This window comes from Rhodococcus sp. P3_B8 (genome assembly GCF_056402775.1).
In genome coordinates this window covers 1-5,568 of record NZ_JBFUGT010000377.1, presented here as the reverse complement: position 1 = coordinate 5,568, position 5,568 = coordinate 1, and the positions used below count along the sequence as shown (strand labels likewise).

Below are 5,568 nucleotides of genomic sequence, written 5' to 3'. Positions count from 1 at the left end.
CCGCAAGGGGCCGCTGCGCACCATCGGTGACGTCGAGGAGGCCACCTCGGCGTGGGTGCACTGGTACAACACCGGCCGGCTCATGCATCGTCTCGGGCGGATCCCACCGGCCGAGTACGAAGCCAAGTACTACGCTGAACACCGTGCCGATCAACCGGTCGCACACAAATGACAGTGTGTGCATGAGACCCGGGATGGTTCACTGAGCGTCACCAGCGGCATTTCCCCGCTCCCGGGTATGCCCGTTCCCTCGCCACATGCGGAGGACGAGCAGCTCGCCCTGATCGGGCAGCCACAACCGGTGCGCGTACCTGCCCGGCTGTGGCGGTCGTGGCTCGCAGAGCCGACGATCGTCGCTCGGTTCCAGGCCAAGTGTTATCAGCGTGCCGGGAACCTATGCACACCATGGTTGGCCGGGGTCTCCTCAACCGGCCACGGGTCCTTCCGGGCAGCGAGCCTGCCCGGCACGTCTCGGCGTGGCACCGTGCCCGCGCACCTGTTCGCCTACCAACTCGAGTACGGAGTGATCCCGAGACTGGGGTGGTCCGGCGCCGACGACGCGGTCCTGTGCCATCAGTGCGATTTCGCCGGTTGCGTCAACCCACACCACATGCGCCTGGGCACCAACGCCGTCAACCGCACCGAGTACTACCTGCGCCGCCGAAACCTCGCCAGTCCACTCGCCGACATCCGCGGTCCCGCCGGGCGCACCCGCGCCATCGCCGCCGCCGTCCGCGCCGGCCTCGCGAACGGCGACGAACCCGACCGCATCGAGTTACGGATCCGCCGCGCCGAAGCCGCCGGCCTGCCACTCACTCTCTGGTGATTGACGGTGCGTCGCATAGCCCCCAGGTGCACGCACACGGCTAATGCGCAGAGGGTGTTCGGGGCTCGATGCCCCGAACACCCTCCATCCCCTCCCGGACACGTCCCCGGAAATCCGACTTCCGGGGACGCGCCGTTTCACGACTAGGAGATGTCGACGTCCTCCGGCCGCAGCTCGCCGCTGATCACATTCTCCACATTCGCGAGGGTGTGCCCGTTGGCGGTGAGCATCCCGAGGTACTCACTCACGTACTGCGGCCGCGACCGCCATGCGTCCTTCGCCATCCGCGACTCCATCGCCGCGACGGTGAGCGCGAACGTGAGCATCCAGGCGCGGGACTCGCTGGCCGCTGTCGCTGCGGCCGCGATCTTCTTCTTCGCGTCGTACGTCGTCCAGGTCTTGTCACCCATCAACTCCGGCAGCAGATCGGACGAGTGGTACTCCGACAACTGGTGCGGTGCGAGCGCGACCATCATCGCCGTCCACGTGGCGGCGTTCTTCGGGGGCTTGTTCGCCGACAGCATCTCGCGGATGAACTCGCGCCTCACGTCGGTAGCGGACTCGGCCAACTTGTTCAGCTCCCGTACCCGGCGACGTTGCACCCGCTTGGCCTCCTCAGCCGCCAGGAGTGCGGCCTCGCGCGCTTCCTCGTCCTCCGGCAGCGGGTTGGTCGGGTTGAACCCGGCGAGTTGGATCGCCCGGTTGAACTGGTAGCGGCCACCGTTGACCGGAACCAGACCGGCCTTCTCGGCACGCAGCACGTCGAGGAAGTAGAACTGCGGCACGTACACGTCGCGTTCCTCGACCGAGTTCGCGTGCCGCAGCCCTTCCTCCGGTTCGACGTCCGGATCGTCGAAGGTGTCCCAGTCGATGTCACCCTCTTCGACCGGCTCTCCGGACTCGACTTCGACGTACATCGTCTCGGTGCGCACCCACACGCCCCACAGGTCCGGCCGCTGCCGCACCTGCTCCTCGGTAACGTGCGCGCGCGGGTCCACCTCGGCGTCCTCGGCGGTGGCGATGTACCGCCAGTGGATCTTCGAGTCGTCACCAAAGCCGGGATCGCCGTCGAGCACGGTGAACCCGGCCTCGGCGTACGGGGCGGTGCGTTCCGCGCGGGTCGCTTTCTCCTTCCGATCCGCCCGTAACCTGCGGGCCTCGTAGTCGAACGAGTGGCGCTGGCACTGCGCCAATGCCTCCACGGCCTCGGTGTCACCGTTCGCCTCAAATTCCGCCACGATCGCGGCCTGTTCGATCGTCAGGCCGTGTTCCTCGAGGCTCGCCCGCGCCGCTTCGCGGCGACCGACTGCACCGAGCAGCTTGACCGCCTTCCGCTTCACACTCAGCTCCTTCGAGACCCGGTCCACCGGCACCCCGAGGTCGAGCATCTCGGCAACCCCGGCGGCGTTCTGCGCGGTCGTCAGACCGGTGCGGTGATTGTTCGAGTTCATCTGCTCGCTGATCCGGGCGATTGCACGCTCGATCTCATCGGTCGTGTCCTGCGAGCGCACCAGCACGGGGATGGTGTCGCGGTCGGTGGCACGCGCAGCTAACGTTCGCCGCTGTCCGTCGATGACCACCAGGACACCGTCCTCGCGGCGGTTCGCGGTGATCGGGTGCAGCACACCGTGCTCGCGCACCGACGCCACGAACTCCGGCGTCGCCTCGAGGTCCACCTGGTCGCGCACGTTCTTGCCGACATCGAGGGTGTGCGGGTCGACCTCGATCAGCTCAACGCCCACCAGTTGCTGTGTTGCGGTCATGATGTCCTTCTCCTGTACTGTCTCGAGCGAGAACACCGGGCAGATAGTTGCTGCCCGGTGTTCTCTTGTTTCCGGGTGGTTCCTCGTCAGCGGGAGGCTGGGGTGTCGGCGGAGCCGTCCGCCTGCCGTGCCATCTGCCACCCGGCGGCGAAGCCGTCGTTGAAGGTGTCGAGTTCGGCGGCCACGTAACCGAACTCGATTCCTGCACGTTCGGCGAGCACGAGCAGCGGCTCGTCGTCGCTCTCACCGCACGACGCGAGCACACCGGCGCTGAATCCCTGCTCGCGGATGATGCGGACCGTGTCCTCAGTCATCTCGATCTCCTGGGTTGTCAGCGGAAGGTGATGGATTCGCGCGTCGGGTACACCCGGACGAATCCGGCGGCGGCGACGGCGTATGCGACCTCGCCGTAGAACAGGACGTCGCCCTTGCTCAGCGATCGGTGCCGCTCGGCCCGGTACCGGCGGACCACTTCGAGTCCGACAAGCTGGGGGCCGGGTTCGTTGAACGCCTCGAAGACCTCCTCGAGGTTCACCTCGAGGTCGCGGCGCGGATCCATCTCGAACCGGGCCACCTCGCGTAGTGGGTCGCCGTCGGTGTAGCCGATGAGCATCGCGTCCCGTTCCTCGTTGTGCAGCACCCGCATCGGCACACTCGACGCTCCCGGTGTCACGTTCATCTGAGGTTCCCTTCGGTGGTGATGGGACCGCGCCTTGCGGTCCCGGTCGTGTGTGCGGTGTCCGTCGTGTCGGTGGGAACCGGGCAGATAGTTGCTGCCCGGTTCCCACCGACGTTTCGGATCGGAGTGCTTACGCCGCCTGGGCGGGGCGAGCGCTGCGGCTGGCGATCAGTGCCTCCGCGACCGGCCCGAGGATCGGCTCCGGGTTTTCGTCCCATCCGGCGACCAAAACGGCGCGACCGCGAATCGGTCGGTCGGTGACCGGGCCGTATCGGTGAACGATCGCGGTGGCCAGCGAGTTGACCGGGACGGCGGGGACATGCTGGTGGTTCGCCCCCACGAGCAGGCTCGCCGTGCCCTGGTGCGGGCCGCGTCCGAGGACGAACCCGGTCGTGCCGACGTCACCGACGGCGTCGAGGGCCGCGCCGATACCGGCCGGGATGCGCAGGCTCGCCCACAACGGGTCTACCGGGAGGTCCTGGGCGGTCATGGTGCCGTCGATCTCGATGACGACGGCGGGAAAGGTGGTGCGCATGGTGTCTCCTTCTGAAGGTTGGATGTGGTCAGAGGCCGAAGTCGGCCGGGACGAGCCGGATCTCGGCCGCTTGGATGTACGGGTCGTCGGGGAGAAGGCCGAAGACCATGCCCACCAGTTCGGCGCGCATGTCCGTGCCCAGGTCGTCGTAGGCGGGGTCCTCCTCGACTCGCAGGTCGGCGTAGATCGCGCGCGCGACGGCGATGGGGTCGATGACCGTGTCGAGGACGATGGTGGTGCTCATATGAACCTCCGATGCTCTGCCGGACCACTCCTGGCCCCGCGTTCTTTTTGCCCTGCTGGCAAAGGAGAGTCGGATCGGCGGTATCAGGACGGGGTGCAACCCCTGGGCCGAGAAGTTTCTCTGCGAGCGAAGCGAGTGCGGGTTGAGAAAGTTCTCGGAGCTGCGCCGGCGCTTGCGCCGCCAGGGGTTGTTCACCGGCCGCCGTCGATCAGGATCGGAAGGCCAGCAGGTCAAAAGAACGACGCTCTTCCACAGAGCGAAGCGCAGCGGAGCATCCGCTTGGGGGACACCGAAGGTGGCCTCGCCCGGGCCGAAGGACCGCGGTCATCGCGACGCGCCATCACGCGGTCGGGGGACTCTCACTGGTAGCCGTGGCCGCCGGTTGACCGGCGAGGTTTGAATGACCGGTGTTTCTATGCGCATTCTCGCCCAGCACCCACGAAGGCACGGAAAGATGTCTCTCGTGCCGAAGCAGGACCGTGAATGCTTTCCTCTCCGTGTCTGGGTCGCTGTTGGGACTCTCGTTACGACGGCTGTTGGAATGGCGGTGCTACTCGTCTTCGCCCGACTACAGGCCGGAAAATGGATCTGGACCGATGGCTTATTCCTCAACGGAACTCAATGGTTCGATGCTTCCCGGACCACCCTTACATTGATAGGCATCATTGGTCTCGGCGGCGCAGCCTTTATCGCCTATCGCAAGCAGCGTTCAACCGAGGCAACCCATGTGCTTGAGGAGACCGGGGCGCTACGCAGCCGGTACACACTCTGTGCTGAGCAGCTAGGAAATGACGCACCCGCTGTTCGACTGGCCGGGGTCTATGCCCTCGGATCCCTTACAGACGATTGGTGCAGATTCCGCGACTGGGGCGAACAGATGGTGTGTATCGACCTTCTCTGCGCCTATCTCCGCATGCCTAGGTCGTCTCCCTCTTCAACTCTTGAATCCACCCAATGCTCCACCGCCGCGGTCGATTCGCATGAGATCGAAGTCCGAACGGCGATATGTGGCGTCATACTCGAACACACGCACCTTCGCGCAGCTACTGCCCTGAGATGGTGGCACCATCATTTGAACCTGCGCGGGGCCAACTTAGAAAGTGCCAACTGGCCTTCCGTGGTGATGAAGGGTGCCGTGCTGACCCGTGCCAATCTCACCGAGGGAAATTTGGCGCACGCGGATCTGACAGGCATAGAGATGGCTGGCGTCAACCTAACCAATGCATTCCTGGTCCGCGCAAACCTGACCCAGGCCTATATGGCTGGTGAATCGTCCCGGGTTTGATGCGCACCTTCTTTCTTGGGAAGGTAATCCTTATGCCGAATGTCTATCCAGCCGAGGTGCGAGAGAAGGCCGTGCGCCTGGTCCTCGAGCACCGTGGTGACTACGCCTCGGAATACGAGGCGATCCGCACAATCGCCGAACGGATGTCACTGAAGACGGAGACCGTACGGGTGTGGGTCCGCAAGGCCGAAGCGGCGGGCGATGGCACCCATGCCGCGTCGGCGTCCGGGCGTCCG

7 protein-coding genes and 2 pseudogenes are annotated in these 5,568 nt (G+C 65.7%); 4 read left to right on the top strand and 5 right to left on the bottom strand.

The window, feature by feature from the left end; translation table 11 throughout:
* Positions 1–172: pseudogene (locus AC1D1G_RS40765) on the top strand (IS3-like element ISMyma10 family transposase); the annotation flags it as partial.
* 66 nt (positions 173–238) lie between these two features.
* A complete protein-coding gene (locus tag AC1D1G_RS40760) occupies positions 239–826 on the top strand; it encodes a hypothetical protein (protein ID WP_477956448.1) in 588 nt (195 codons plus the stop codon).
* 143 nt (positions 827–969) lie between these two features.
* Here AC1D1G_RS40760 and AC1D1G_RS40755 read toward each other — a convergent pair whose 3' ends face one another.
* From AC1D1G_RS40755 to AC1D1G_RS40735, 5 genes are all read right to left on the bottom strand, one after another.
* A complete protein-coding gene (locus AC1D1G_RS40755; RefSeq protein WP_477956447.1) occupies positions 970–2,589 on the bottom strand; it encodes a ParB/RepB/Spo0J family partition protein in 1,620 nt (539 codons plus the stop codon).
* An 86-nt stretch (positions 2,590–2,675) separates the two neighbouring features.
* Positions 2,676–2,903 (bottom strand): hypothetical protein, encoded by a 228-nt coding sequence (locus AC1D1G_RS40750; RefSeq protein WP_477956446.1) that lies wholly within the window; start codon positions 2,901–2,903, stop codon positions 2,676–2,678.
* A 17-nt stretch (positions 2,904–2,920) separates the two neighbouring features.
* On the bottom strand, positions 2,921–3,268 hold the full coding sequence (locus AC1D1G_RS40745; protein WP_477956445.1) for a hypothetical protein: 348 nt from the start codon (positions 3,266–3,268) through the stop codon (positions 2,921–2,923).
* A gap of 130 nt (positions 3,269–3,398) precedes the next feature.
* Positions 3,399–3,803 carry a hypothetical protein gene (locus AC1D1G_RS40740; protein ID WP_477956444.1) on the bottom strand — a complete coding sequence of 135 codons (405 nt, stop codon included), beginning with the start codon at positions 3,801–3,803 and terminating at the stop codon, positions 3,399–3,401.
* Between the two features lie 28 nt (positions 3,804–3,831).
* Positions 3,832–4,047 (bottom strand): hypothetical protein, encoded by a 216-nt coding sequence (locus tag AC1D1G_RS40735; protein WP_477956443.1) that lies wholly within the window; start codon positions 4,045–4,047, stop codon positions 3,832–3,834.
* 463 nt (positions 4,048–4,510) lie between these two features.
* Between AC1D1G_RS40735 and AC1D1G_RS40730 the strand changes: the two genes are divergently transcribed.
* The gene (locus AC1D1G_RS40730) at positions 4,511–5,332 is read left to right on the top strand and encodes a pentapeptide repeat-containing protein (protein WP_477956442.1); all 822 of its coding nucleotides are present in this window, start codon (positions 4,511–4,513) and stop codon (positions 5,330–5,332) included.
* Positions 5,333–5,364: 32 nt separating this feature from the next.
* Positions 5,365–5,568, top strand: a pseudogene (locus AC1D1G_RS40725) (IS3-like element ISMyma10 family transposase); the annotation flags it as partial.